Genomic DNA, 25,331 nt, shown 5'->3' on the forward strand with positions numbered 1-25,331 from the left:
TGCGGCGTTAAGACCGCCGCACTGCAAGGAGGATGCTTCGATGAACAACAGGCTTCTCAAAAGCCTCACCGCGGTGACGGTCGCCGCAGCGATGGCGGCAGCTTCACCCGTGCTGGCCCGTGGCGGCATGGGTGGCGGAGGTCACGGCGGCTTCGGCGGTGGCGGCCATGGCGGCGGTGGCCACTTCGGTGGTGGCGGCATGCATGTCGGCGGTGGCGGCATGGGTGGCGGGGGCATGAGATTTGGCGGGATGGGCGGCGCCCATTTCGGCGGTGCCCGCTTCGTCGGTTCGCCGATGGCCGCCCGCGCCGCCATCGGACCCCGCTTTGCCGGAGCTCCGCTGGCGACCCGCGCCGCCTTTGGACCGCGGTTTGCCGGCACGGGCTGGCACGGCAGGACCTTCATCGGCCGCCATGCCTTTTTCCACCATCATCGCTTCCACCGGTTCGCCTTCGTTGGCGCGCCGTTCATCTATGCCAACTACTACAACGATGGCTGCTGGCGCAGGAGCTGGACGCCCTATGGATGGCAATGGGTCAATGTGTGCGGAGACTATTGGTAGTCGCATCGCCGTACCGCACCATTGTCGCGATCGCCACCGGGCGGTTCCGTCCAGCCCCGGAACGGGATAGTCTGGTGGCGATCGTCGCGCGGAGTTTTGCATGACCGGAGGTCACCGTCGCATCCTGGTCGTCGAGGACGATCCGGAAACCGCAGGCCAGCTCGTCGAGGAATTGACGACCTCCGGCTACGACGTCGATCTCGCAGCGAGCGGCCGTGAAGCCCTGAGCCACGGCGCCGCGCGCGATTATGCCGTGATCACGATCGACCGCATGCTGCCCGATATCGACGGCATCAGCGTGATGCGGCAATTGCGCGACGATGGCGTCGCCGCGCCGTTCCTGATCATCTCCGCGCTCGGCGAGGTCGATGATCGCGTCCGCGGCCTGCGCGCCGGCGGCGACGACTATCTCGTCAAGCCGTTCTCCTTCACCGAATTGCTGGCGCGGCTCGAGGCGCTCGGCCGCCGCAGCGAGACCATCGCCAAGGAGACGCTGCTGCGGGTCGGCGATCTCGCCATCGACCTGATCGCACGCAACGCCAGCCGCCGGGGCCGCAAGATCCCGCTGCTGCCGCGCGAGTTCCAGCTGCTCGAATATCTCGTCCGCAACGAGGGCCGGGTCGTCTCCCGCGCGATGCTGCTCCAGCACGTCTGGGACCTGCATTTCGACCCCTCCACCAACATCATCGACGTCTATGTCGGGCGCGTCCGCCGCAAGGTCGACGATGCCCAGGCCTATCCGCTCATCCACACCATCCGCGGCATCGGATATTGCCTCCGTGCTCCTGGTTAAGACGCTCCGCTCCTCGACCTTCCGCCTGGCGCTGATCGCGATCGCGGCGTTCGGGCTGATCGTCGCGGCGATCATGGCCTATGTCTATTTCGGCACGATCGCCTATGTGCGGAGCCGGGTCGGCGACGCCGGCGATCACGGCGGCTTCACCGCGATGATCGAGCTTGCGATGGTGGCGGTTGCCGTGCTGCTGCTGGTGCTCGCCGGGCTCGCCGCCGTGCTGGTGACGCGGCGCACGGTCGGGCGGATCGAGGAGATCAACGCCACTAGCCGCGCCATCATGCTCTCAGGCCTCGACCAGCGCATCCCCTTGCGCGGCAGCCATGACGAATGGGACCGCGTCGCCGAGAACCTCAACCAGATGCTCGACCGCATCGAGACGCTGATGGGCGAGGTCAAGCAGGTCAGCGACAACGTCGCCCACGATCTGCGCACGCCGCTGACGCGGATGCGCGGTCGGCTGGAAAAGGCCTATCACCACGAACGCAACAGCGAGGCGGATGCCGCGCTGATCGGCGACACCATCGCCGATCTCGACGCCGTGCTCGGCATGTTCGCCTCCATCACCCGGATCTCCGAGATCGAGACCCGCGCCCGCACCGGCGCCTTCCGCGCGCTCGACCTCGCCGAGATCGCCGGCGAGGTCGTCGAGCTCTACGATGCCGCAGCCGAGCAGGTCTCAACGCGCCTCAGCCTTGCCGGAGACCGCCAGGTCCCAATCACCGGCGATCGCGACCTGCTGTTCGATGCCATCGCCAATCTCGTCGACAACGCGATCAAGCACGGCTGCAAAGGCGGGCAGGTGACCGTGACTTGCCGCAGCGTCGATGGCGGCGCCGTGATCGCCATCGCCGACGATGGTCCGGGCATTCCCACAGAGGAGCGCGATCACGTCTTCAAGCGCTTCTACCGGCTCGAGCAGAGCCGCTACACGCCGGGCAACGGGCTCGGTCTCAGCCTCGTTGCCGCGGTCGCGCGCCTTCACGGCGCGGGAGTAGCGCTAAGTGATAATGCGCCGGGCCTGACGGTCGAGCTCCGCTTCCCCGCGACATCATAGCTCGATCACGCCGCGGCGCGCAGCATGCGCCACCGCGTCGGTGCGGCCGGTGGCGTCCAGCTTGTCGAGCAGCGAGCCGACATGGAATTTGACGGTGTGCACGGAGATGCCGAGCCGGCGGGCGATCATCTTGTTGGAGGCGCCCTCGGCCATCAGCGCCAGCACGTCGAGCTCGCGCTGCGTCAGCGCGATGTCGGCGGGCATCATGCGCGGATCGCGGGCGACGACCGTCGCCGCGGCCGTCTCGCCGGGCCCGGCAAGACGCAGCCCGGCAACGCTGCCGAGCAGGGCCGCCAGGCGATCGGCGAGGGCGGGGTCATCGATCTCCAGGGCAAGCACGATCTCCGGCGTCCGGTCCTCGCTCACGCCTCTGGCCTCTCGCCGACCGTGACCTTGAAGCTGATCGGCTCGCCGCCGCGGCGCGCAGCGACATCGACCACCGCGCCAACGCTCGCCGGCCCCAGCGTCCGCGACAGCGCGCGCACGCCTGACAGCTTCTGGTCGTTGACTGCCACGATGACGTCGCCCTGGCGGATGCCGGCCGCGGCCGAAGGGCCGGCCTTGTCGACGTTCATCACCATGGCGCCGATGCCATCGTCGAGCCGGACCGGCTGGAGCCCGAGGCCGAGATACCCGCGAGCGATGCGGCCGCGCGTTTCGAGCTGCGCCGCGACGCGCTCGATCGTCGCCGTCGGGATCACCAGCACGCGCCGCGGCCCGAGCACGGCCATGCCAAAGGCTTCGCCCGATGCATCGAGCGCAAGGCCGCCCTCTTGGCTGCCGCGCAGGCGGACATCGAGCTCGATCCGCGCATCGATCTCGCCGCCGCGCAAGGAGCGCCAGCCGCTGCCGGACGCCGATACCATCCCCAGCGCGGCACTCGGCGTCTCGCGGTTGGTGGCCACCACGATCGACAACGCGCCGAGGGGCGGGACCGTTGCGGCGAGCTTGACCGGCGTAGCAGCGGCCTCAGTGCGCAGCAGCGCGATATCGGTGGTGTGGTCGCGGCCCACGATCGTGGCGGCCGCCCGGCTGCCGTCGGGCAAGCCGATTTCGACCTCGCCCTCATCGGCCAGCGCCTCGTCGGCGGTGACGATCAGGCCTGGCTTCCACGCAAAGCCGGTGGCACGGGAGCGATGCGAATGCACCGAGACGATTGAGGGCGCAGTGCGCGCCACCACATCCGCAAGGGCGGATGACAGTGAGGACAGGGGAGTTGGGTCAGTCATGGCTGGCTCCTGTAAGCTGCCCTCAATCTGGGATGTCGCGAGGAATCGCGAAACTGGCCGGGTGGTCAGGACACCGCCTGTTACGGCCGACGAACATGTGATTGGGAGCCGCTCACGGGAACGTGTAGCAATCGGCTCGACATTGCGCCGCACGGCCTCAACCAGTTTCAGCGAGCCCTGACTGATGACCATCGACCTCACCCGCCGCACCCTGCTGCAACTCGCCGGCGCGACCTCGCTTGCCATGGCCGCCGCAGCTGCCGCACGGGCCGAGGGCACGCCGCAAGGCGGCGGACCGACCTATGCCAGCCGCACGCCGATGCGGGTCGGCATGGTCACGCTCCGGGTGAAGAATCTCGACAAGGTCGCGGACTATTACCGCGATGTGATCGGCCTCACGGTGATGGAGCGCTCGGCGACTGCGGCGAAGCTTGGTACGGCCGGCGTCACGCTGCTGGTGCTGGAGGCCCGCCCCGATGCGGAAATCGAGCCGCGCAATGCCGCCGGCCTCTATCACACCGCCTTCCTGATGCCGACCCGCAAGGATCTGGCGCGCTGGCTTGTGCACGCGGCCTCGCACCGCGTGAAGCTGTCGGGCTTCGCCGATCACCTCGTCAGCGAATCCGTCTATCTCGACGATCCCGAAGGCAACGGCATCGAGGTCTATGCCGACCGCGATCCCTCGCAATGGCAATGGAGCGAGGGCAGCGTGAAGATGGCGTCCGACGAGCTCAACATTCCCGATCTCCTGTCGCTGACCAATACGCGCGTGCCTGATTACGCCAGGGCACCGGACGGAATGCGCATCGGCCACATGCATCTGCGCGTCGGCGATCTCGCGCAGGCCGGAGGCTTCTATCATGGCGCGATTGGCCTCGATCCGACCCGCAGCCGCAGCGGCGCGGCGTTCCTGTCGTCGGGGCGCTATCATCATCACCTCGGCATGAACGTCTGGCAGAGCCAGGGCGCCGGCCAGCGCGACGATCAGATGACAGGTCTCGCCTGGTTCTCGCTGGTCATGGCCAAGCCGGAGCTGCTCGCCGCGCAGGAAGAGCGCCTGCGCAAGGGCGGTGCGAAGGTCACGGCGCTTGCCGACGGCGTGGAGGCGATTGATCCCTGGGGCACGCGAGTACGCTTGCTCAAGGTTTGATCGCGGGGGCGGGCATTGCTAAGACCCGTCGGGTGCCAGCTTCCGGAGCCCCCGACATGTCCGAATTCCACGGCGTCTTCCCCTACCTCGTCTCCCCCGTCGATGCCGACGGTACGGTGCGGACGAACGTGCTCGCAAAGCTCTGTGATAATCTGATCGGCGCCGGCGTGCACGGGCTGACGCCGCTGGGCTCGACCGGCGAGTTCGCCTATCTCAGTGCCGCGCAACGCACGGCGGTCGTGCAGACCACGATCGAGGCCGCGAAGGGCCGCGTGCCTGTGATTGCGGGCGTCGCCTCGACCTCGACGGCGGATGCGGTGGCGCAGGCGAGGGCCTACCAGAAATGTGGGGCCGACGGCATCCTGGCGATCCTGGAGGCGTATTTTCCGCTCAGTGACGCCCAGGTCGAATCCTATTTCCGCGCCATCGCGGATGCCGTCGACATTCCCGTCGTCATCTACACCAATCCGCAATTCCAGCGCTCCGACCTCACCCTTGACACCATCGCGCGCCTCGCCGAGCATCCGCGCATCGGCTATATCAAGGACGCCTCGACCAACACCGGCCGGCTGCTCTCGATCATGAACCGCTGCGGCGATGCCTTGCGGGTGTTCTCGGCCTCCGCCCATATCCCGGCCGCGGTGATGCTGATCGGCGGGCTCGGCTGGATGGCGGGACCGGCCTGCATCATCCCGCGCCAGAGTGTCGCGCTCTACGACCTCTGCAAGGCCGGCCACTGGGACGAGGCCATGGTGCTGCAGCGCCGGCTGTGGCGCATCAACGAGGCCTTCGCCCGCTTCAATCTCGCCGCCTGCATCAAGGCGGGGCTTTCGATCCAGGGCTACGACGTCGGCGACCCCGTCCCGCCGCAGGCCGCACTGACCGCCGAGGCGCGCAAGGTGGTGGAGGCGGCGCTGCGGGAGCTTGCGTAGCTTCCGTAGGGTGGGCAAAGCGAAGCGTGCCCACGACTTTTCTCGACGTCAAAGAGATCGTGGGCACGGCGCAAGTGCGCCTTTGCCCACCCTACGAGGTCGGAGATTTCCGAGACGGCATGCCGAAATCGTGGATATCCAGCCCAAAACCGCGGCTGGCCTCGCATGCCTCGATCCGCTAAAAGGCTGCCGCATTTCAAGAGACCCTGAGGACCCCACGGAATGAACATTCTTCCCGGCAATTTGCGTTTCGGAGCGGGGCAGCCCGTCAAGCGTTTGGAAGACCAGCGGCTGCTGACCGGGAAGGGGCAATTCATCGACGACAAGCCGGGCGACGGCGCCCTGTGGCTCTACGTGCTGCGCTCGCCGCATGCCCACGCCAAGATCGTCTCGATCGACACCAGTGCAGCCGCCGCGATGCCCGGCGTGACCGCGATCTACACCGGCGCCGACCTCGTCAAGGACGATGTCGGCAGCATCCCGACGCTGAGCATCTTCAAGCGCCCCGACGGCAAGCCGATGACAGTGCCGCCGCGCCGGCTGCTCGCCCATGAGGTCGTGCGCTACGCCGGCGAGGCCGTGGCTGCCGTTGTGGCGTCATCGCGCGTGGAGGCGCAGAGCGCGGCCGAGGCGATCGTCATCGAGTACGACGTGCAGCCGGCGGTGGTCGATCCGGTCGAGGCCGTGAAGCCCGGTGCGCCCGTGGTGTGGCCGGAGGCGCCCGACAACATCGTCGGCGCGATGTCTTACGGCGACGCCGCCAAGGTGGACGAAGCGTTCGCCAAGGCCGCGCACACCGTCGAGCTCGATCTCGTCAGCCAGCGCCTCGTGCCGTCGGCGATGGAGCCGCGCTCGACCATTGCCGAGATCGACAAGAAGACCGGCCGTCTGCTGCTGCATGTGCAGTCGCAGACGCCGGCCTCGACCCGCGACGTGCTCGCCGAAGCCGTGCTGAAGCGTCCCAAGGACAGCGTCCGCGTGCTGGTCGGCGACATCGGCGGCGGCTTTGGCCAGAAGACCAACCTCTATCCCGAGGACGGCATCGTCGCTTATGCCGCGACCAAGCTGAGCAAGAAGATCCGCTGGCGCGGCGACCGCACCGACGAGTTCGTCGGCGGCACCCACGGCCGGGATCTCACCTCGACTGCCTCCTTTGCGCTGGACGAGAAGGGCAAGGTGCTGGCCTATCGCGTCAAGTCGATCGGCTGCACCGGCGCCTATTCCTCGGGCGCGGCGAACATCATCCCGCTGGTGCTCGGCCCGTTCGTGCAGACCGGCGTCTACGATTTGCCGCTGGTGCATTTCGAGGTGAAGTCGGTGATGACCCACACCGCGCCCGTCGGCGCCTATCGCGGCGCCGGCCGGCCCGAAGCGGTCTTCATCGTCGAGCGCCTGTTCGACGCCGCCGCGCGAAAAATCGGCATCGATCCGCGCGCGATCCGCAAAGCCAATTACATCAAGCCGGCGCAGCTGCCCTACACCAATGCCGCGGGCCAGGTTTATGACTCCGGTGCCTTCGCGCACATGCTCGACCGCGCCGTGAAGCTCGCGGACTGGGACGGCTTTGCCGCGCGCAAGAAGGCGGCGAAGAAGAAGGGCCTGCTCTACGGGCGCGGTCTCACCTCCTACATCGAATGGACCGGCGGCCGCGCCCACACCGAGAAGGTCAGCCTGCACGCGACCTCGCAAGGGCGCGTCGTCCTGCATTCCGGCACCATGGCGATGGGGCAGGGTCTGCAGACCACCTACACCCAGATGATCTCCGACACGCTCGGCATTGCCATGGACAAGATCGATGTCGTGCAAGGCGACACCGATCTCGCGATGGGCTTTGGCAGTGTCGGCTCGCGCTCGCTGTTTGTCGGTGGCACGGCGGTCGCGGTCTCCTCGAATGACCTCATCCAGAAGGCGCGCGAGAAGGCGGCGAACGTGCTCGAAACCTCGGTCGAGGACATCGAATATCAGGGCGGCATGCTCACCGTGGTCGGCACCGACCGCCGCATCAGCCTGTTCGACATCGCCGAGAAGGAGAGCGGCGCCAAGCTCAGCGTCGATTCCGAAGGCGAGGTCGATGGTCCCAGCTGGCCGAACGGCACGCATATCTGCGAGGTCGAGATCGACCCCGAGACCGGCGTCTCCAAGGTCGTGCGCTACACCACCGTCGACGACGTCGGGGTCGCCGTGAATCCGATGCTGGTCACCGGTCAGATCCATGGCGGTGTCGCGCAGGGCATCGGCCAGGCGCTCTATGAAGGCGTCTCGTATGACGCCGACGGCCAGCTCCTCACCGCCAGCTACCAGGATTACTGCATCCCGCGCGCCGACGACGTGCCGCCGATCGTGGTGACGCTGGATGATTCCGCGCCCTGCCGCACCAATCCGCTCGGCGCCAAGGGCTGCGGCGAATCCGGCGCCATCGGCGGCCCTCCTTGCGTCACCAACGGCGTGATGGACGCGCTCGCCGAGCTCGGCGTCACCCAGCTGAACACGCCGCTGACGCCGCAGAAGATCTGGCAGGCGATCAGGGATGCGAAGGTGGCGGGCTGAGCGCAGCGCGTTGTTGCGCTGGCTGTCACCGCACACTCAACTGTCGTCCCGGGGCGCGCAAAGCGCGAACCCGGGACCCATAACCACAGGGCAGGGTTTGGCGAACACTCGTGGTGATCAGCTCGTGCCATAACCTCTCCCTGTGGTTATGGGTCCCGGATCTGCGCTTCGCTTGTCCGGGACGACACCGGGTGTGTGGTGCGTTTTGTGCCCCTCAAATCCCCAACATCATCTTCGCAATAATGTCGCGCTGGATCTCCGAGGTGCCGCCGAAGATGGTGTAGGCGCGGCCGTTGAGATATTCCGGCACCATTGTCAGCATCTCCTCCGGCGTCGCCGGCTCGTGGTTGAGCTTGTAGAGCGGCCGCATGGGCTCGACGGCGAGGGCGTCGTGGCCGATCACGTCGACCCCGAGCCGCGTCACGGCCTGGCGGATTTCGCTGTTGCGCAGCTTCAGGATCGACGACACCGCGCCGGGATTCTGCCCGGTTTGCAGCGCAGAGAGCACGCGCAGCTCGGTCATCTCAAGTGCATCGATATCGACTTCCACCTCGGAGATGCGCGCCGCGATATCGGGGCTGTCGATGGCGCGGCCGGTCAGGTCCGACTCGGCGAGATCCGAAATCGCCTTCAGCCCCTCGCGCAGCTTGGCCGAGGCGATGCCCGAACCGCGCTCGAACTCGAGCAGATATTTGCCGTAGGTCCAGCCCTTGCCTTCCTCGCCGACGCGGTTGGCGACGGGCACGCGGACGTCGTCGAAGAATACCTGGTTGACCTCGTGGTCGCCGCCGATGGTGAGGATGGGACGCGTGGTGATTCCAGGCGTCTTCATGTCGATCAGGATGAAGCTGATGCCGTCCTGCTGCCGCGGCCCGTCGCTGGTGCGCACCAGCGCGAACATGCGGTTGGCGTGATGCGCATGCGTGGTCCAGATTTTTGTGCCGTTGATGATGTAGTCGTCGCCATCGCGCACCGCGCGTGTCTTCAGCGAGGAGAGATCGGAGCCGGAGCCCGGCTCGGAATAGCCCTGGCACCAGTAATCCTCGCCGGAGAGAATCCGCGGCAGGTAGAAGTTCTTCTGCTCGGGCGAGCCGAAGCCGATGATGACCGGCCCGACCATCTTCACGCCCATCACGTTGACATTTGGCACGCCGGCCCGAGCGGACTCCGTCTCGAAGATCCAGCGCTGCGCCGGCGTCCAGGCCGGGCCGCCATGTTCGACCGGCCAGCCCGGCGCGCCCCAGCCCTGCCTGTGTAGCGCGCGCTGCCAGGCCATGCCGATGTCAGGGTCGGAGAACACCGACGGCGTCAGCGCAGTCGCGCGCTTCACCTCCTCGGTGAGGTTCTTGGCAATGAAGCCGCGCACCTCGCTCTGGAAGGCGCGCTCCTCGGCATTGAACGACAGGTCCATGAGGCTCTCCCGGTATCAGGCCTTGCGGCCAAGTTCGGCGTGACGGGCATAGTGGTGCGCGCTGCCGCCGAACAGCGTGTCGAAGGCGACGAGCCGCTTGAAATAGGCGCCGACCTCGAGCTCCTCGGTGACACCCATGCCGCCGTGGAGCTGGATCGACTGCTCGCCGACGAAGCGCGCGCATTTGCCGATCTTGGCTTTCGCGCCGGACGCGGCCCGTGTCCGTTCGACCGGCGCGGCATCTGCCTTGAGCGCGGCGCGCAGCGCCATCGAGCGTGACTCGTCGACCTGCATCGCCATGTCGGCGAGGCGATGGCGGATCACCTGGTTGGCCGACAGCGGCCGTCCGAACTGCTTTCGGATCTTGGTGTATTCGAGCGTGGTGTCCAGCAGCGTCTGCATGATGCCGACGGCTTCCGCACCGAGCGCAGCCATGGCGCAGTCGACAGCCCATTCGATGGCCGGCAGCGCGTCGTGACCGTCACCGAGCAGGGCATCCTCCGGCAGATGCACGTCGGACAGCTCGATGTTGCAGGCGCGTCCGCCGCCGAGGCGCGGATAGTCGCTGACGACGAGGCCAGGCGTCGTCGCCGGCACGAGGAACAGGCCGATCCGTCCCGAAGGCCTCTGATGATCATGAATGTGCGCGGAGACGATGATCTCGTCGGCGGCATGACCGTCGAGCACGGCGATCTTGCTTCCGGCAAGGCGCCAGCCCTGCGCGGTCCGGTCGGCGGTGGTTGCGACCCTGGCGAGATCGAACCTTGCCGCGCGCTCGGAATGCGCCAACGCAAGCTTCAGTGATCCATCCGCGATCTTCGGCAGGCTCTCCTGCTTCTGTTCATTGGTGCCGCAGCGGTCGATCAGTGCAGCCCCCAGCACGACCGTCGCGATATAGGGCTCCGTCACCAGCCCACGGCCAAAGGCTTCCATCAAGATGCTGATCTCGACGGCGCCGCCGCCGAGCCCGCCGAACTCCTCGGCGATCGGCAGCGCCAGCCAGCCAAGCTCGGCGAATTGTTTCCACACGGCCGGGCTGAAGCCGAGCGGATCGTTCGCCATCTTGCGGCGGTGATCGGCATCGTAGCTTCCGGCCACGAAGCGCTCCGCGCTCTCGCGCAGCAGCCTTTGTTCGTCGCTGAGATTGAGATCCATCGCTATTACTCCGCGGCCGCCGGCGGCTTGCGCACGGAGGGATGCAGACCGGAGGGATCGACGATCATGCCGAACTCCTGAAGGTTGTGGGCATGGCAAAGCTGATGCAGCGCGAAGGCCTGGTCGATCGCGGCGGGCTGGCCCATCACGTCGACCGAGCGGTTCACCGCTTCCTTGGTCATCTTCAGCGCGAAGGCCGGCTTTGCCGCAATCCTGCGCGCCAGCTCCAGCGTGCGCGCAGAAAGCTCCGCGCGCGGCACGACCTGATTGACCATGCCGAGCTGCTGTGCCACCTCGGCGCTCCAGTTGTCGGCGGTGAACAGGAACTCCTTGGCCTTGCGCGCACCGAGCTCCCAGGGATGCACGAACCATTCGACGCCGCAGACGCCCATGGTCACCACGGGATCGCAGAATTGCGCATCGTCGCTGGCCATGATGAGGTCGCAGGCCCAGGCCAGCATCAGCCCGCCGGCGATGCACTTGCCGTGCACCTCGGCAATGGTTGGTTTTGCCAGATTGCGCCAGCGCCGGGTGATCTGGAGATAGATTTCCTGCTCGCGCGCGAAGCGGCCATGGGCATTTGGTTCGGCAAAACCACCCCAATTTCCGATCGGTGGAAAATCGACACCGGCGGTATTCTTGCTGCCGGGACGCAGATCATGGCCGGAGGAGAAGTGCGGGCCGTTGCCGGCGAGGATGATCACCTTGACCGAATCGTCCTGCACCGCGGCGTCGAAGGCGGCGTTGAGGTCGTAGGTCATTTGCAGGTTCTGCGCGTTGCGCGCCTCGGGCCGGTTCATCACAATCCGGGCGATCGCCGGATCCGGCCTCTCCACGAGGATGGTCTCGAACGAGGTCATCGCGTTCCCCCCGGTGTTCTATCTTATTGTTTCGTCGAGTTGACTATGTCGGTCAGGGATAGGCAAGAGGCTTGCGTCAGTCGGCTGGGGTGCGCTCATCCAGCGCAGTCATTCCGGGATGGTCCGAAGGACCAGACCCGGAATCTCGAGATTTTCAGGTGCGCAAGGGCGCACGATAGCTCGCTTCGCGCCCCGGAATGAACCCGAAAAGCTGGCACCGCGTTATCGCTATCTGATATTGAGTTACGGGATTCCACCGGGAGAAATTTAATGCGCAAGATCCTGACCGTGCTGGCGGCGCTGGCCTCGCTGAGCCTCACCAATTGCGGCTACAACGCGATCCAGAGCGAGGACGAGCAGATCAAGTCCAACTGGTCCGAGGTCGTGAACCAGTATCAGCGCCGCGCCGACCTCGTGCCCAATCTCGTCAACTCGGTGAAGGGCTTTGCCCAGCAGGAGAAGGACGTGCTGCTGGGCGTCACCAATGCCCGCGCCAAGGTCGGCAGCATCCAGGCGACGCCCGAGGTGCTGAACGATCCGGCCGCCTTCCAGAAGTTCCAGGCTGCGCAGGGCGAACTCTCCAGCGCGCTGTCGCGGCTGCTGGTCGTCACCGAGAACTACCCGCAGCTCAAGTCGGACGCGCTGTTCAAGGATCTGATGTCGCAGCTCGAGGGCACCGAGAACCGCATCACGGTGGCGCGCAACCGCTACATCAAGGCGGTGCAGGATTATAACGTCACCATCCGCTCGTTCCCGAGCAACCTCACTGCGATGATGTTCGGGTATAAGGAGAAGCCGAACTTCTCGGTCGCAAACGAGAAGGAAATCTCGACCGCGCCGAAGGTCGATTTCAACCCGTCGCCGGCGCCGTCGAAGTAAGCGCGCGCCGTTTTGCGAATGCGCCAAGCTCCACCCACCGCCGTCATTCCCCGCGAAAGCGGGGAATCCAGTACGCCGCGGCCTCTCCGTATCTCGCTGGCGTCTCTGGAATACTGGATCGCCCGGTCAAGCCGGGCGATGACACTGAGTGTGTGGCGCGCGGTTTCCGTTGCGGCACTCGTCCTCGCCTTCGCGCTCCCCGCCTCAGCCGACGTCGCCATCCCCGAGCTCACCGGCCGCGTGGTCGATCAGACTGGGACGCTGTCCAGCAGCGAGACGGCCGCGCTGTCGCAAAAGCTGCGTGACTTCGAAACACGCAAGGGCAGCCAGATCGCCGTCCTGATCGTGCCGACCACACAGCCGGAGACGATCGAGCAATTCTCGATCCGCGTTGCGGAGGCCTGGAAGATCGGCCGCAAGAAGGTCGACGACGGCGCGATCCTCGTCGTCGCCAAGAACGACCGGCATTTGCGCATCGAGGTCGGCTACGGCCTCGAAGGCGCGCTCACCGACGTCACCTCGCGGCGGATCATCGACGAGATCGTCACACCGAAATTCCGGACGGGCGATTTCGGCGGCGGCATCTCGGATGGCGTCGATCGCATGATCCGCGTCATCGACGGCGAGCCGTTGCCGGTTCCTTCTCCCACCGTCAACTTCGGCAATCTGGACGATCTTGCGCCGATCTTCATCGTGACGCTGTTCGCCTCGATCGGGGTCGGCGGGTTCTTCCGGGCCATGCTGGGGCGACTGCTCGGATCCCTGGTGACCGGGGGCATCATCGCAGGGCTGACCTGGTTCATTCTCGGCTCCTTCGCGCTCGCCATGGCTGTCGGAGCGCTCGGCTTCATCATCGGATTCGTCGCCGATCTGTTTTCGGCGATCACGCCGGGCACTGGCCGTTCGCGCGGCGGCTCGTGGTCGAGCGGCTCTTCGTCGGGCGGCTGGAGCAGCGGATCGTCTTCCAGTGACAGTGGCGGCTTCAGCGGCGGTGGCGGCAGTTTTGGCGGCGGCGGCGCCTCGGGGAGCTGGTAGCGGTCATGAGTATCAAGCGCATTGCCAGACATCTGGTGCAGCATCATTGGCGGGCAAACCAGATCTTTCCGCCGGCCGTGCTCGCCCGCATCGAGCAGGCGATCAAGCAGGGCGAGATCACCCATTCCGGCCAGGTCCGCTTCGTGGTCGAAGGCGCACTCGACGGCGCGCCGCTGTTCCGCAACCAGCCGGCCCGCGATCGCGCGCTCGACGTGTTCGCGCATCTGCGCATCTGGGACACCGCGCATAACAACGGCGTCCTGATCTATCTCCTGCTCGCCGACCGCGATGTCGAGATCGTCGCCGACCGCGGCATCCACGCCAAGGTCGGGGCCGAAGGCTGGGAGAGCATCTGCCGCGCGATGGAGGCGGAGTTCAGGTCGGGCCAGTTCGAGCGCGGCGTGATCGACGGCATCGCGGCGGTGTCGCGCGAACTGGCGCGGCATTTTCCGCCGCGAGGTCCGCATGCAAACGAGCTGCCGGATGCGCCGGTCGTGATGTGACGGACGGGCGCGTTCCGTTCTCCGACCGTCACCCTGAGGCGCTCGCCTCTTCGGCGAGCCTCGAAGGGCGACGGCCCGGCTATAGCAGCAGCTCGGCCGTTCATCCTTCGAGGCTCCCGGCGCGGTGCTACGCACCGCGCCACTCGCGCCTCCAGCGACAACGGCTTCGTCGTTGCGCGGGGATGACGGGTTGGAGGTCGCGCCGTGAGTCTCCCGTTGCTCCGCCGTTCATCTTCACCCGATTACAATTTGTTTCACGCCCGCCACACCGGTTCCACTTTCCCGGCCAAATTCGGCCCCGGATAACTTCCTAAAATTTCGGTAAGCGGGTCCGCAGGTAAGGATTTCGCAAGCAATGAAAGTTACCAAAAGGTCAACCCAGACTGGAGTATTTGAGCCGTGAGCGAACCAATGCCCGAGCAGGCTGCCCAGGACACCGGCGTCGTCGAAGCTGCGGCGACCGCGCCGCAGGCCGTCGAGGCCGCTGGGATCGAGGCTCCCTCGATTGCCCCGGACCATGAGGCGCCGCCCAAACCTGATCCGGTCAAGCCCGATCCGATCAAGGTCGAGCCGCCAAAGATCGAGGCGTCGCGGATCGAGGTGCCGAAGCTCGAAGCCAAAGCCGAAGCCAAGCCTGAACCGAAGCCCGGCAAGCTCATCGTCATGGCGCCGTCAGAACGCTCCTGGGACCGTGAGGATTTTGCCCCGCATGTGAAGGCGGAGGAGCCGCGCGAGACCGGCAGCAAGCGCCGCCTGTCGGCGATGGCCGCGGTGGTGGCGATCGCCGCCGGCGTCGGCGCCATCAGCGGCGCGCTCGCAACTGCCGGCATGATGCATTTCGCCGCCCCGGCCCAAGCGCCGGTGCAGATCGCCGACACCAGCGCGCTGGATGCGTCGGTCGCCCGGATCGATGCCGACCTCGTCGCGCTCAAGGCCAATGTCGAGCACAGCTCGAAAACCGGCGTCACCCAGTTCAACCGGGCCAATGACCGCCTCGACAAGCTCGAGAAGGCGCAAGCCGAGCCGATGGCCAAAATCGCAAAACTGTCCGAGACCGTCGACAAGCTCCGCGCCACGCCGCCCGCCGCCCCCGCGCAGGCCGCAGCAGCGGTGCCCAAGGAGACCACCGGCTCGATCGCGCCGACCCAGGTTGCGACCGCCGCCGCCGCACCGGCCCCAGTGGCTGCCGCGCCCAAGACCGAGGTCGGCCGCCTGCCGACGGTCGAAGGCTGGCGGCTGCGCAACGCCGCCAATGGCGGTGCGCTGATCGAGGGCCGCGACGGGCTCTACGAGGTCTATCCCGGCGATCCCATCCCCGGCCTTGGCCGCGTCGATGCGATCCGCCGCCAGGACGGCCGCTGGGTGGTTGTCACCAGCAAGGGCCTGATCGTCGCGCGCTGAGCGGCCCAGATACGACTTTCGAAAGGCGCTTCACCACCATGTGAAGCGCCTTTTTGCTTGAATAGGCGGACCGCCGCGGTGTTACCTCAGGCATGAGCCGCGCGTTGCGAATTCTCCTTGCTGCCGCCGTGTTGTTCGGCGGTACCGCCGCGCTATCGGCCGCGGAGACCGCGCCGCTGACGCGCGGCACCGCCATCACCGATCCCGATCTGCTGCGCAGGCTCGATGAGGGCAACGCTCTCACGCTCCCGCGCCTGTTATCGCCAGAGCGCAAGGCGGATGGGCCGCTGACGACCGACCGGCTGTTTTCAGAGCTGTCTCAGATCAAGGACATTCCGCCGGCGATCGATGCGGAGTTCGACCGCTACATCATCAGGCAGAAGGCGGCCTATCCGAGCGAGACCATCGGCGTCGGCGAGGGCTTTGACGTGCAGCTGTTCGATCGGGCCGTGCTGAAATCCCGCGACACGCGCTTCGTGCTGGCCGGCATCGTCAACCGCATGGACCGCGCCTATGCGTCGGAGGATTCCTGCGGCGAGATCCGCCTGATCTATCGGCTGGCGCGTCTCGACGGCACAACCGCGACGCGGCTGCCGATGACGCTCAATCTGGTGATGAAGGCGCGCGATGCGCGCCAGACGGACGCGAACGGCAAGCCGATCACCTGCGCCGAGCTCGCGCGGCGCTGGCTCGACAACGGCAATTGGCAAGAGCTGATCGGCAGTCGAGACGACGCCATGCTCGATCGCATCGAGACCAACATCCAGCTCTCGGTCGCGGCGAAGTCGGCGCTGCATGATTTCCGCTCCGACTATCTGCTCAAGGTGTTCAAGTACAATTCCGCCACGAAGGCCTTCGAGGAATCGACGCTCGAGAACCAGATCGACCGCGACCGCATCATGGCGGACGATGCGCTTCGGCGCGACTTCAAGGATTGGCTGCTCGCACCCGAGCATCTTCGCGAGTTCGATCGCGGCACCGTGCTGATCCCCGAGCAATTCCTGGCCAGAAGCGCGGTGGTGCCGACGCCGGCCGGCCTCGATGCTTCGGCACTGCAGCCGGAGTTCGGCATGATGCAGGCTGAAGGGGAGAGCAAAGCGGTCTTCACCGATAACGACGTGGTCGGTGCGTTGAAGCAGGCGGTCGCGCGCGGCGACATGCAAAACATCCGCTCGGTCGCGGGCTTCCAGCGCCGTCTCAACGACGTCACCTGCTCAGGCTGCCACCAGACCCGCGGCATCGGCGGCTTTCACTTTCCGGGTGTCGATTGGCTGGCGGACAAGCCGTCGAATTCCACCATTGTACCGGCCTCGCCGCACTTTCTCGGCGACCAGCCCCGCCGCCGCGACATCCTGACCGCGTTCGCCGCGGGCAAACGCCCTGATTTCTCACGTGGATTTGCGAGCCGGCCGCAGACCCGCGGCAGCCAGGAGCTCGCCGGGAGCGAGTATCAGGACGGCTGGGGCGCGCATTGTTCCCTGCAAGATGCGGGATCGGGAACGCGAGATGAGAGTTTTACGTCATGGAGCTGTGCTAACGGTCTCACCTGTCAGGCTGCCGCGGCCTCGCGCCGCATCGGCATGTGCTTCATCAAGACGCGTTAGCGCATGATCCGGAAAAGCGTGTAGCGGTTTTCCGACAAGATCATGCGCAAAACGACAAAGCGATTTGGATGATTCATGACGAATACTGGCGACGCCAACAAGGAGCGCAATCGCGAAATTGCGCGCAATGAGGAAGTCAAGCAGGTCACCGGCAGCGCCCGCGTCAGCATCTGGGCGATCGCGATGGCTGTCATCGTCGGCGGGATTTTGTTCACGCTCGGCTGGCTGTCGTTGAGGTAGTTTCTCACTTCGCGTAGTTCGTCATCCGCTTGCCCGGCAGCAGCTCATACGCCGGCTTCCAGCCGGGCAGTGCGGCCATGCGGCCGAGCCAGGCGTGGATGGCGGGATGGCTCGCCGCGAAATCGAAGCCGTGCTCGTCGCTCGGATAATGCAGATAGGCCATCATCGAGATGTCGGCGACCGTCGGCTTCGCCCCGATCGCGAAGGCGTTGTGCTGAAGATGCCCGTCGAGGATGCCGAGGAAATCCTCGAGCCGGCGACGAAAGTGCTTCAGCACTTGCGGATCGTTCTTCTCGGTGAAGGCGCGCATGAAGCGATAGGTTGCCATGTAGCCGGTGAGCTTGTGGTTGTCCCAGAACAGCCAGCGCAGCAGCTCGAACTTTTCGTCCTCCGTTGCGGCGCCGAAGCGCCCATATTGCTCGGCGAGCTTCAAGAGGAGCGGCGCGGTCTGCGTCATCTTCACGCCGTCGACTTCAAGCACCGGGATTTCGCCCATCTCGTTGACGGCCTTGCGCCATTCCGCCGTGCGCGTGACGCCGCCGCCGAAGTCGGTCCAGACCGGCTCGAACCTCTCGCCGCAAAGCGTCAGCATCAGCGCCAGCTTGTAGCTGTTGCCGGATTCGGGGAAGTAGTGCAGGCGGTAGCTGGGCATGGGACCTCGCGGCGTTGTTTTGCCGGTAGTTTATAGCGAGATCGCCCGGCATCGTCATTGCGAGCGTAGCGAAGCAATCCAGCAATGCATCCGCGGTGGGATTCTGGATTGTTTCGCTGCGCTCGCAATGACGGGGTTAGAACGGCGCGCTCCTATCCCACAGCCCCCGACGACCGCAGTTGCTTGATCGCGGTCTCGTCGTATCCCGCCTCGCGCAAAATCTCGTCACTGTGCTCGCCCACAGCGGGCGGCTTGCGCGGCTGCACCTTCTTGGTGCCGTCGATCCAGATCGGGCTGGAGATGGTCAGCATGGTGTCGTTCTCAAACGGCACCAGCACCTCGTTGTCGAGCATCTGCTTGTCGTTGGGGATGTCATCTAGAATGGCGACGACGCCGAACACGAGGCCGTTGCCGTCGAGAATCTTGCGCCATTCGGCAAGATCCCTGGTCGCGAAGGTCTCGTCGAAGATCTTGATCAGCTCTACCGAGCGGGCGTGACGGTCGGGTTTGGTGGCGAAGCGCGGATCGGTGATGAGGTCTTCGCGTCCCAGGCACTTGGCCAGCGTCGGAAACTGCTTCTCCTCGCTCAGCAGCGACAGGATCAGCCAGCGGCCGTCCTTGCATTGATAGTGGTTGGCGACTGCGTTCAGCGCGCGCTCACGCGGACGCCGCTCGCCGAACTTGGCGCCGCAGAGTTTTGCCTGCGCCAGCACGCTCGCGGCCCACACGCCGTTCGCCATCAGATTGGAGGCGACGTGCGAGCCCTTGCCGGTCTTCTCGCGCTGATAGAGCGCGGTGACGATGGCGCCGTAGAACGCCATGGCGCAGGGGTGGTCGCCCATGCCCGCGACCGAGCGGGCCGGCGTGGTGTCAGTGTCGGCACGGACCAGGTCCATCAGGCCGGAGCGCGCCCAATAGGCGTTGCTGTCGAAGCCGGGCTTGTTGGCCTCCTCGCCCTTCTCGCCATAGCCGGTGAAGGAGGCGTAGATCAGCCGGTCGTTGAGATGGGCGAGGTGATCATGGGTGATGCCGAGCTTGGCGCGCACCGGCGGTGGCATGTTGGTGATGAAGACGTCGGCCTCTTCCACCAGCTTGTAGAGCACGGCCTGCGCCTCCGGCTTGGCAAGGTCGAGCGCGATGCTCTTCTTGTTGCGGGCTTCCAGCAGCCAGGCGAAATTGTGCTCGCCGGTCGGGTAGCCCGGCAGGTTCGGCAGATTGCGGTAGGGATCGCCGGCACCGGGCGGCTCGATCTTGATGACGTCGGCGCCGAAATCCGACAGCACGGTCGCGGCCGCGGGCGCTGCGATGAAGCTCGCGCAGTCCAGAACCTTCAGGCCCGAAAAGATGCCTTTTTCCATCGCGGCGTTGCTCCCTCGCTCTTGTCGTTTCCCGCGCGCTGGAATTGGCGCGGGCTCGTCATGCGAGCATTAGACCGATGTTTCCGCGGGATGCAACGGCGCCGGGCGCAGGGCCTCACTCCTCCCCCGCAAGCAACGCCGCGTTGCCGCCGGCTGCGGCCGTATTGATCGTCACCGTCTGTTCCGTCGCGAAGCGCGCGAGGTAGTGCGGGCCGCCGGCCTTGGGGCCGGTTCCGGACAGGCCGTTGCCGCCGAACGGCTGCACGCCGACCACGGCGCCGATCATGTTGCGGTTGACGTAGATGTTGCCGACCTGCACGCGATCGATGATGGCTTCGATGGTGTCGTCGATGCGGGAATGGACGCCGAGGGTGAGGCCGTAGCCGGTGCGCTCGATCGCCCGCAGCACGCGCTCGAGGTTTTCGGCACGGTAACGCACGACGTGGAGGATCGGGCCGAACACTTCCTCGGTAAGCTGGCCGGCGTCCCTGAGCTCGAAGATATGCGGCGCGACGAAGCAGCCTTGCGGCGCCGTGCCGGCAAAGTGCAGTTTCGCCTCGCTCGTCATCCGCGCGATATGGGCGTCCAGCCGCTGCTTGGCCTCCGCGTCAATCACCGGGCCGACATGGGTCGCGACATCAGAGGGATCGCCGATCTTCAACTCGCGTGCCGCGCCCGCGATCATCTCGATCATGCGGTCGGCGACGTCCTCCTGCACGAACAGCAGCCGCAGCGCGGAGCATCGTTGGCCGGCGGAGCGGAACGCGGAGGTCACGACGTCGTCTGCGACCTGCTCGGGCAGCGCGGTGGCATCCGCGATCATGGCGTTGATGCCGCCGGTTTCCGCGATCAGCGGCACGATCGGCCCATCCTTGGCGGCGAGCGTCCGGTTGATGCTGCGGGCGACCTCGGTCGAGCCGGTGAAGACGACGCCCGCGATATCAGCGTGCGCGGTCAGGGCGGCACCGATACGGCCGTCGCCGACAACGAGATGCAGCGCATCTTTCGGGATGCCGGCCTCGTGCAGCAGGGCCACGGCCTCGCGTCCGATGCGCGGGGTCTGCTCGGCCGGTTTTGCGATTACGCTGTTGCCGGCCATCAGCGCGGCCGTGACCTGGCCGAGGAAAATCGCCAGCGGAAAATTCCACGGCGAGATCGCGACGAAGACGCCGCGGCCACGCATCGCGAGCGCGTTGCTCTCGCCGGTCGGGCCCGGCATCGCCGCATCAACGCCGAACAGCTTGCGGCCCTCTGCGGCATAATAGCGGCAGAAATCGGCGGCCTCGCGCAGCTCCGACAGCGCGTCTTCGAGCGTCTTGCCGCCCTCGGCCTGCAGCAGCGCGATGAAGCGGGCGCTGCGGCTCTCCAGGAGATGCGCAGCCTGTTCCAGCGCCGCCGCACGCGTGCTCGCCGGCGTCCGGCTCCAGGCGGTAAAGCCGGCGCGCGCAGCAGTCACCGCTGCATTGGCTTGATCCGGTGTCGCGTCGGCGATTGGCTCGAGTTCGGTCGCCTCGGCTTTGACGTCGGCGAGCAAATGATCGAGCGCGACGGGTGCGCCGAACTCGACGCCGCGCGAATTGCGCCGCTCCGGCGCGAACAGATCGCCTGGCAACGGGATTTTGGGATGTGCCGCCGCTTGCGGCCGGACGATGGCGTCCGCCGGACGCTGCAACAGCGCCGTAACAGGCACGCGATAATCGGCGGCCTGCGCCACGAACGACGAGTTGGCCCCGTTCTCCAGGAGACGCCGCACCAGATAGGCGAGCAGGTCGCGATGGCTGCCGACCGGGGCATAGGTGCGATAGGCGATGTCAGGATGATCCTTGGCGAGCTGCTCGTAGAGCGCTTCGCCCATGCCGTGCAGGCGCTGGAATTCGAAGCCGCCGCTCTTCCCGGCGAGCTCCAGCACGGTCGCGACCGTCAGCGCATTGTGGGTGGCGAATTGCGGGAAGATGCGCGGCCGCAGGGCCAGCAGCTTGGTCGCACAGGCGACGTAGTTCAGATCCGTCATCGCCTTGCGCGTGAACACGGGATAGCCCTCGAGCCCGCGTTCCTGCGCGCGCTTGATCTCGGTGTCCCAATAGGCGCCCTTGACGAGGCGGACCATCAGCTTGCGGTCATGCGCGCGCGCGAGTGCGTCAACGTAATCGATCACCGCGCTGGCGCGCTTCTGATAGGCCTGGATCGCGAGGCCAAATCCGTCCCAGCCGGCCAGCGAGGGATCGGCGAGCGTTGCCGCGATCATTTCGAGTGACAGCTCCAGCCGGTCGGCTTCCTCGGCATCGACGGTGAAGTTGAGGTTATGCGCCTTGGCGCGCTGCGCGAGATCGAGCAGTTGCGGCACCAGCTCGGCCATCACGCGGTCGCGGCTGATCGCCTCGAAGCGCGGATGCAGCGCCGAGAGCTTGACCGAGATGCCGGGCCGGTCGGGCAGGGGATTGCTGCCCGCAGCCTTGCCGATGGTCTCGATCGCACTCGCATAGGCATCGAAATAGCGCTTGGCGTCCGCCGCCGTGCGGGCGCCTTCGCCGAGCATGTCGAAGGAATAGCGCGGCTTCTGGCCGGAGCGCGGCTTACCCCGCTCCAGCGCCTGCTCGATGGTCTCGCCCAGCACGAAATGATTGCCCATCAGCCGCATCGCCTGGCGTGTGGCGGTACGTACCGCAGGTGCCCCCAGCCGCTTCACCAGACGGCCGATGGTGCCGTCTGGCGTCTCTCCGGGCTGGATCACCCGCGCCGACAGGCCGAGCGCCCAGGCCGAGGCGTTGACCAGGAAGGCGGTGGACTTGGTCTCGTGGTGGATGAAGTCGCCCTCGCCGAGCTTGTCCTCGATGAACTGGTCGGCGGTGCGCGTGTCCGGCACGCGCAGCAGGGCCTCGGCCAGCACCATCAGCGCGAGCCCCTCCTTGGTCGAGAGCGCGAACTCCCGCAGCATGTCCTCGACCCCGCCAAGACGGTCGTCGCGCTTGCGGATCGCCTCGATCAGCCGCGTCGCGGTGCGGTCGATCCGGGTCTCCTGCGGCGGGGACAGATGCGATGTCGGCAACAGGCGCGCGGCGATCTCGGCATCATCGGGCGCGTAGGGGGCGGTGAAGGGCGGCGGGATGTTCGGCATGGCGTGTCCTGTGGCTAAAATCCAGGATAAGGCCCGCGTGACCGTAGTTCGATAGACAATCTAGCCGATTTGCCTTAGAAAATGAAGTCGATAAGCAACTTGTCCTGATAAACCATGGAACTCGATCGAATCGACCGGAAGATCCTCTCGATCTTGCAGGAGGATGGGCGCATCGCCAATGTCGGGCTCGCCGAGCGCATCGGGCTGTCGCCAACCTCGATCGGCGAGCGGCTGAAGCGCTTGCAGCGGGAGGGCTTTGTCGAAGGCTATGGCGCGCGGCTCAACCCGCACCGGCTCGGCCTCGGTTTGTTGGTGTTCGTCGAGGTGCTGCTCGACAAGACCACGCCGGACAATTTCGAGCGTTTTGCGCGCGCCGTGAAACTCGCGCCCGAGGTGCTGGAGTGTCACATGGTTGCCGGCGGCTTCGACTATCTTGTGAAGGCGCGGCTCGCGGACATGGCGGCGTATCGACGCTTCCTCGGCGAGACCCTGCTGTCGATGCCGGGCGTGCGCGAGACGCGGACCTATGCGGTGATGGAGGAGATCAAGCGCGACGCACCGTTACCGGTGGGCTGACGAAGTGCCGTCGCGATTGTCATTGCTGAGGCGTTGAACGAGCGGTCCTCGCGGGAAAATAGCTCTCCGTGTGCAGTCGCAACGCCTGTCGTCGAATGCACCGGCCGTCTTCTAAAATTTTCTTGGCCCGGCTCCCGGATCGATCCGGGAGGCAGCAAAAGCTGGCGGGCTTATACTTTGAGGTTCTCTGCGGAGGTCTTGCCCCGGTTTGCGATCTCTTCGTATTCCACCGTCTGTCCTTCGTTCAGGGACGACAGACCGGCTTTCTGCACTGCCGAGATATGCACGAACACATCCTTGCCGCCCGACGCAGGCTGGATAAATCCATAACCCTTCGTCGGGTTGAACCACTTGACCGTACCTTTAGCCATCACGACTTCTCCGCGGGTCTTCCTCCGAGATCTCGAACCGCCAGTCCCCGCCAACCGGCCGGTTCGGTCCTAACAGGATACGCGGAATGTGGCCGGCTTGGTAGCTCAAACCACATCGGCCTTTCGCCGAATTCCGCTCAACTTCGCGGCGTTTTTGCCGGTTTTGCCCGTTTCGCGGTCAAATGGCCGGCGTGCTGCGCGCAGTCAGTCAATACGTCGCGGCCAGGTAATCGACGATCTTGCCGACATCGGCATCGTCGATCGGTGCACCATAGACCTTGATCATCTTGGTCACCTCGGCCTGCCAGAAGCCTTTCTTGTCCTTCATCGGCGGCTGCGTCTTGACGTAGTCGGCCGAGTGGCAGGCGCTGCAATTACCCTGCACCACTTCGAGATTGGGCCCGGGCTTGAATGCGGCGACCTCGTCGGGGGTCTTGTAATTGACCGGTGCTGCAAGTGCTGAACCCGCCAAGGCGGCGAGGGCGAGGGTGGCGGCGAGGGGAACGGTGCGCTGCATGATCATTCTCCCTCAGGCCACGGTGACGCGGACGGTTTCGACGACGTTGCGTAGATAACCCGCCGGGTTCCAGCGCGGCGTATCCGGCTGCGTCTCGCCGCCATTGCCGGTGGCGCGGACCTTCAACTCGACCTGACCGGAAGCGAGCTTCACCGGCAGCATCCATTCGCGGAACGAATATTTGCCGAGATCCTTGCCGAGCTTGGCGCTGGCCCAGGTCTTGCCGCCGTCGGTGGAGATTTCGACCTGCTTGATGCCTTTGCCGCCGTCGAATGCGATGCCGCGCAGTGTCGTGCGTCCCGCCTTCAGCTTGGCGCCATCAGGCACGTTGGTGATGAAGGAGCGGATGGTGAAGCGGTTGATCGGGATCGTTGCCTTCGGCGCAGTGCCGGGCTCGATCGAATTGTTCGGCGTATCAGGAATGCGATAGGCCGACTTCATCCAGAAGCCGTCATAGACATTGTCGATGACGGTGATCTCGTTGAGGTGCTTCACCCAGTAGGTGCCGTAATAGCCGGGCACGATCAGGCGCAGCGGAAAGCCGTTGAGGAACGGCAGGTCCTCGCCGTTCATGCCGTAGGCCAGCATGACCTCGCCGTCGGTGGCGTGAGCGATGTCGAGTGCCTTGACGAAGTCAGGCGTCTTGTCGCTGACCGGCCCGTCCATGCCGTTGAAGGTGACTTGCTTGGCGCCGCTCTGCACGCCGGCCATCTCCAGCACCGCTTTCAGCGGCACGCCGCGCCAGCGCGCATTGCCCATCGCGCCGTTGGCGAGCTGGCCGCCGGCGACGCGCGGCTCGAAGAAGCCGCGGCTGTTGCCGGAGCACTGGTTGACGGCGACGATCTCGGTCGCCTTCATCTTCCTGATGTCCTTCAGTGAAAGTTTCAGCGGCTTGTCGACCTTGCCCTTGATCTCCAGCATGAACTTGTCGGGGTCGAGATTGTAGGGCAGGTCCGAGAGGTGATAGCGCACGAAGAACGCGTTGTTAGGCGTGATCGGACCGTCGTTGAAGATCGCGAATGGCGTCTCGAGCTGCGGCGGCCGGCTGGTTAGCCCAATCATCGCTCGCTTCTGCGGATATTTCACCAGCGGCCGTTCGCCATTGGCGAAGGGCAGGGTCACGGTATCGAGTGCCAGCGCCTTGGTGGAATTGAGTGTGGCCGCAAGTGTGGCAAGCCCCGCTCCTTTGAGCAGGTCGCGTCGATCGAACATCTGGTCCCCTCCCGGAGCTTTTCGTTGGCTCGCGGTCATCACCGCGAGCCGCGCTCATCTGTCGCAACGATTTGAACGAAGTCAATTCGTGCTTTCGCAGCAGGCCCATGTCGCTGCGTTGCAGCACGCCGGTGTTACGTGGCGACGACGTTGGTTGCTTGACTCAATGCCG

The 25,331-nt window shown here is 65.8% G+C and carries 24 protein-coding genes; 13 read left to right on the top strand and 11 right to left on the bottom strand.

All coding sequences use genetic code 11. The features are described 5' to 3' along the window. The first annotated feature begins 40 nt into the window (after positions 1 to 40). From RAD10_RS06285 to RAD10_RS06295, 3 genes are all read left to right on the top strand, one after another. A complete protein-coding gene (locus RAD10_RS06285; protein WP_461616762.1) occupies positions 41 to 562 on the top strand; it encodes a hypothetical protein in 522 nt (173 codons plus the stop codon). Between the two features lie 100 nt (positions 563 to 662). Continuing rightward, the gene (locus RAD10_RS06290; RefSeq protein WP_018317258.1) at positions 663 to 1,355 is read left to right on the top strand and encodes a response regulator transcription factor; all 693 of its coding nucleotides are present in this window, start codon (positions 663 to 665) and stop codon (positions 1,353 to 1,355) included. After that, on the top strand, positions 1,342 to 2,412 hold the full coding sequence (locus RAD10_RS06295; protein ID WP_461616763.1) for a sensor histidine kinase: 1,071 nt from the start codon (positions 1,342 to 1,344) through the stop codon (positions 2,410 to 2,412). Before RAD10_RS06290 ends, RAD10_RS06295 begins: the two co-directional genes overlap by 14 nt. On the opposite strand, the gene RAD10_RS06300 is transcribed toward RAD10_RS06295, so the two are convergent. After that, entirely contained in the window at positions 2,407 to 2,778 is a 372-nt protein-coding gene (locus tag RAD10_RS06300) for a response regulator transcription factor (protein ID WP_461616764.1), read from the bottom strand. The two genes, RAD10_RS06295 and RAD10_RS06300, sit on opposite strands and share 6 nt — an antisense overlap. Continuing rightward, positions 2,775 to 3,641, bottom strand: coding sequence for a S1C family serine protease (locus RAD10_RS06305; RefSeq protein WP_461616765.1), 867 nt, complete (start codon positions 3,639 to 3,641; stop codon positions 2,775 to 2,777). Before RAD10_RS06305 ends, RAD10_RS06300 begins: the two co-directional genes overlap by 4 nt. Positions 3,642 to 3,825: 184 nt before the next feature. Here RAD10_RS06305 and RAD10_RS06310 point away from each other — a divergent pair, with 184 nt between their 5' ends. From RAD10_RS06310 to RAD10_RS06320, 3 genes are all read left to right on the top strand, one after another. Beyond that, positions 3,826 to 4,791 (top strand): VOC family protein, encoded by a 966-nt coding sequence (locus tag RAD10_RS06310; RefSeq protein ID WP_461616766.1) that lies wholly within the window; start codon positions 3,826 to 3,828, stop codon positions 4,789 to 4,791. Between the two features lie 56 nt (positions 4,792 to 4,847). Continuing rightward, entirely contained in the window at positions 4,848 to 5,723 is an 876-nt protein-coding gene (locus RAD10_RS06315; RefSeq protein WP_461616767.1) for a dihydrodipicolinate synthase family protein, read from the top strand. A gap of 222 nt (positions 5,724 to 5,945) precedes the next feature. Further along, positions 5,946 to 8,270 (top strand): xanthine dehydrogenase family protein molybdopterin-binding subunit, encoded by a 2,325-nt coding sequence (locus tag RAD10_RS06320; protein WP_461616768.1) that lies wholly within the window; start codon positions 5,946 to 5,948, stop codon positions 8,268 to 8,270. A 214-nt stretch (positions 8,271 to 8,484) separates the two neighbouring features. Here RAD10_RS06320 and RAD10_RS06325 read toward each other — a convergent pair whose 3' ends face one another. The 3 genes from RAD10_RS06325 to RAD10_RS06335 are packed head-to-tail and all read right to left on the bottom strand — an operon-like array spanning position 8,485 to position 11,696. Beyond that, positions 8,485 to 9,681 (bottom strand): acyl-CoA dehydrogenase family protein, encoded by a 1,197-nt coding sequence (locus RAD10_RS06325; RefSeq protein WP_461616769.1) that lies wholly within the window; start codon positions 9,679 to 9,681, stop codon positions 8,485 to 8,487. 15 nt (positions 9,682 to 9,696) lie between these two features. After that, positions 9,697 to 10,836: an acyl-CoA dehydrogenase family protein gene (locus RAD10_RS06330; protein ID WP_461616770.1), complete on the bottom strand. Its 1,140-nt coding sequence runs from the start codon at positions 10,834 to 10,836 to the stop codon at positions 9,697 to 9,699. Positions 10,837 to 10,841: 5 nt separating this feature from the next. Further along, positions 10,842 to 11,696, bottom strand: coding sequence for an enoyl-CoA hydratase (locus tag RAD10_RS06335; protein ID WP_461616771.1), 855 nt, complete (start codon positions 11,694 to 11,696; stop codon positions 10,842 to 10,844). Positions 11,697 to 11,966: 270 nt separating this feature from the next. Here RAD10_RS06335 and RAD10_RS06340 point away from each other — a divergent pair, with 270 nt between their 5' ends. From RAD10_RS06340 to RAD10_RS06365, 6 genes are all read left to right on the top strand, one after another. After that, positions 11,967 to 12,575, top strand: a complete 609-nt coding sequence (locus RAD10_RS06340) for a LemA family protein (RefSeq protein ID WP_104464076.1) — start codon at positions 11,967 to 11,969, stop codon at positions 12,573 to 12,575. A 138-nt stretch (positions 12,576 to 12,713) separates the two neighbouring features. Then, positions 12,714 to 13,610 carry a TPM domain-containing protein gene (locus tag RAD10_RS06345; RefSeq protein WP_461616772.1) on the top strand — a complete coding sequence of 299 codons (897 nt, stop codon included), beginning with the start codon at positions 12,714 to 12,716 and terminating at the stop codon, positions 13,608 to 13,610. 5 nt (positions 13,611 to 13,615) lie between these two features. Next, positions 13,616 to 14,113 (top strand): TPM domain-containing protein, encoded by a 498-nt coding sequence (locus RAD10_RS06350; RefSeq protein ID WP_461616773.1) that lies wholly within the window; start codon positions 13,616 to 13,618, stop codon positions 14,111 to 14,113. A 411-nt stretch (positions 14,114 to 14,524) separates the two neighbouring features. Further along, positions 14,525 to 15,514: a hypothetical protein gene (locus RAD10_RS06355; RefSeq protein ID WP_461617059.1), complete on the top strand. Its 990-nt coding sequence runs from the start codon at positions 14,525 to 14,527 to the stop codon at positions 15,512 to 15,514. A 92-nt stretch (positions 15,515 to 15,606) separates the two neighbouring features. Beyond that, a complete protein-coding gene (locus RAD10_RS06360; protein WP_461616774.1) occupies positions 15,607 to 17,118 on the top strand; it encodes a hypothetical protein in 1,512 nt (503 codons plus the stop codon). 75 nt (positions 17,119 to 17,193) lie between these two features. Next, positions 17,194 to 17,358 (top strand): hypothetical protein, encoded by a 165-nt coding sequence (locus tag RAD10_RS06365; RefSeq protein ID WP_018317242.1) that lies wholly within the window; start codon positions 17,194 to 17,196, stop codon positions 17,356 to 17,358. Between the two features lie 4 nt (positions 17,359 to 17,362). Here the strand turns inward: RAD10_RS06365 and RAD10_RS06370 are convergent, their stop codons facing one another. From RAD10_RS06370 to putA, 3 genes are all read right to left on the bottom strand, one after another. Beyond that, positions 17,363 to 18,010, bottom strand: a complete 648-nt coding sequence (locus RAD10_RS06370; RefSeq protein WP_461616775.1) for a glutathione S-transferase family protein — start codon at positions 18,008 to 18,010, stop codon at positions 17,363 to 17,365. A gap of 152 nt (positions 18,011 to 18,162) precedes the next feature. Further along, positions 18,163 to 19,368 (bottom strand): CaiB/BaiF CoA transferase family protein, encoded by a 1,206-nt coding sequence (locus tag RAD10_RS06375; protein ID WP_091958009.1) that lies wholly within the window; start codon positions 19,366 to 19,368, stop codon positions 18,163 to 18,165. 115 nt (positions 19,369 to 19,483) lie between these two features. After that, positions 19,484 to 22,483 carry a bifunctional proline dehydrogenase/L-glutamate gamma-semialdehyde dehydrogenase PutA gene (putA, locus tag RAD10_RS06380; RefSeq protein ID WP_461616776.1) on the bottom strand — a complete coding sequence of 1,000 codons (3,000 nt, stop codon included), beginning with the start codon at positions 22,481 to 22,483 and terminating at the stop codon, positions 19,484 to 19,486. Between the two features lie 114 nt (positions 22,484 to 22,597). On the opposite strand from putA, the gene RAD10_RS06385 reads away from it, so the two are divergent. After that, a complete protein-coding gene (locus RAD10_RS06385) occupies positions 22,598 to 23,059 on the top strand; it encodes an Lrp/AsnC ligand binding domain-containing protein (protein WP_461616777.1) in 462 nt (153 codons plus the stop codon). Positions 23,060 to 23,229: 170 nt separating this feature from the next. Here the strand turns inward: RAD10_RS06385 and RAD10_RS06390 are convergent, their stop codons facing one another. The 3 genes from RAD10_RS06390 to sorA form a co-directional block, all read right to left on the bottom strand. Then, positions 23,230 to 23,430: a cold-shock protein gene (locus RAD10_RS06390; RefSeq protein WP_008134691.1), complete on the bottom strand. Its 201-nt coding sequence runs from the start codon at positions 23,428 to 23,430 to the stop codon at positions 23,230 to 23,232. Positions 23,431 to 23,638: 208 nt separating this feature from the next. Then, positions 23,639 to 23,947: a SorB family sulfite dehydrogenase c-type cytochrome subunit gene (gene sorB / locus RAD10_RS06395; protein WP_461616778.1), complete on the bottom strand. Its 309-nt coding sequence runs from the start codon at positions 23,945 to 23,947 to the stop codon at positions 23,639 to 23,641. Between the two features lie 12 nt (positions 23,948 to 23,959). Beyond that, positions 23,960 to 25,159 carry a SorA family sulfite dehydrogenase catalytic subunit gene (gene sorA / locus RAD10_RS06400; RefSeq protein ID WP_461616779.1) on the bottom strand — a complete coding sequence of 400 codons (1,200 nt, stop codon included), beginning with the start codon at positions 25,157 to 25,159 and terminating at the stop codon, positions 23,960 to 23,962. Between the last annotated feature and the right edge of the window lie 172 nt (positions 25,160 to 25,331).

This window comes from Bradyrhizobium sp. 23AC (assembly GCF_054863025.1).

Excerpts from the sequence above, each read along its gene's own strand:
- RAD10_RS06285 (WP_461616762.1), top strand. The coding sequence starts at position 41 with ATGAACAACAGGCTTCTCAAAAGCCTCACCGCGGTGACGGTCGCCGCA.
- RAD10_RS06290 (WP_018317258.1), top strand. The coding sequence starts at position 663 with ATGACCGGAGGTCACCGTCGCATCCTGGTCGTCGAGGACGATCCGGAA.
- RAD10_RS06305 (WP_461616765.1), bottom strand. The coding sequence starts at position 3,641 with ATGACTGACCCAACTCCCCTGTCCTCACTGTCATCCGCCCTTGCGGAT.
- RAD10_RS06310 (WP_461616766.1), top strand. The coding sequence starts at position 3,826 with ATGACCATCGACCTCACCCGCCGCACCCTGCTGCAACTCGCCGGCGCG.
- RAD10_RS06315 (WP_461616767.1), top strand. The coding sequence starts at position 4,848 with ATGTCCGAATTCCACGGCGTCTTCCCCTACCTCGTCTCCCCCGTCGAT.
- RAD10_RS06320 (WP_461616768.1), top strand. The coding sequence starts at position 5,946 with ATGAACATTCTTCCCGGCAATTTGCGTTTCGGAGCGGGGCAGCCCGTC.
- RAD10_RS06325 (WP_461616769.1), bottom strand. The coding sequence starts at position 9,681 with ATGGACCTGTCGTTCAATGCCGAGGAGCGCGCCTTCCAGAGCGAGGTG.
- RAD10_RS06330 (WP_461616770.1), bottom strand. The coding sequence starts at position 10,836 with ATGGATCTCAATCTCAGCGACGAACAAAGGCTGCTGCGCGAGAGCGCG.
- RAD10_RS06335 (WP_461616771.1), bottom strand. The coding sequence starts at position 11,696 with ATGACCTCGTTCGAGACCATCCTCGTGGAGAGGCCGGATCCGGCGATC.
- RAD10_RS06340 (WP_104464076.1), top strand. The coding sequence starts at position 11,967 with ATGCGCAAGATCCTGACCGTGCTGGCGGCGCTGGCCTCGCTGAGCCTC.
- RAD10_RS06345 (WP_461616772.1), top strand. The coding sequence starts at position 12,714 with ATGACACTGAGTGTGTGGCGCGCGGTTTCCGTTGCGGCACTCGTCCTC.
- RAD10_RS06350 (WP_461616773.1), top strand. The coding sequence starts at position 13,616 with ATGAGTATCAAGCGCATTGCCAGACATCTGGTGCAGCATCATTGGCGG.
- RAD10_RS06355 (WP_461617059.1), top strand. The coding sequence starts at position 14,525 with ATGCCCGAGCAGGCTGCCCAGGACACCGGCGTCGTCGAAGCTGCGGCG.
- RAD10_RS06360 (WP_461616774.1), top strand. The coding sequence starts at position 15,607 with ATGAGCCGCGCGTTGCGAATTCTCCTTGCTGCCGCCGTGTTGTTCGGC.
- RAD10_RS06365 (WP_018317242.1), top strand. The coding sequence starts at position 17,194 with ATGACGAATACTGGCGACGCCAACAAGGAGCGCAATCGCGAAATTGCG.
- RAD10_RS06370 (WP_461616775.1), bottom strand. The coding sequence starts at position 18,010 with ATGCCCAGCTACCGCCTGCACTACTTCCCCGAATCCGGCAACAGCTAC.
- RAD10_RS06375 (WP_091958009.1), bottom strand. The coding sequence starts at position 19,368 with ATGGAAAAAGGCATCTTTTCGGGCCTGAAGGTTCTGGACTGCGCGAGC.
- putA (WP_461616776.1), bottom strand. The coding sequence starts at position 22,483 with ATGCCGAACATCCCGCCGCCCTTCACCGCCCCCTACGCGCCCGATGAT.
- RAD10_RS06385 (WP_461616777.1), top strand. The coding sequence starts at position 22,598 with ATGGAACTCGATCGAATCGACCGGAAGATCCTCTCGATCTTGCAGGAG.
- RAD10_RS06390 (WP_008134691.1), bottom strand. The coding sequence starts at position 23,430 with ATGGCTAAAGGTACGGTCAAGTGGTTCAACCCGACGAAGGGTTATGGA.
- sorB (WP_461616778.1), bottom strand. The coding sequence starts at position 23,947 with ATGCAGCGCACCGTTCCCCTCGCCGCCACCCTCGCCCTCGCCGCCTTG.
- sorA (WP_461616779.1), bottom strand. The coding sequence starts at position 25,159 with ATGTTCGATCGACGCGACCTGCTCAAAGGAGCGGGGCTTGCCACACTT.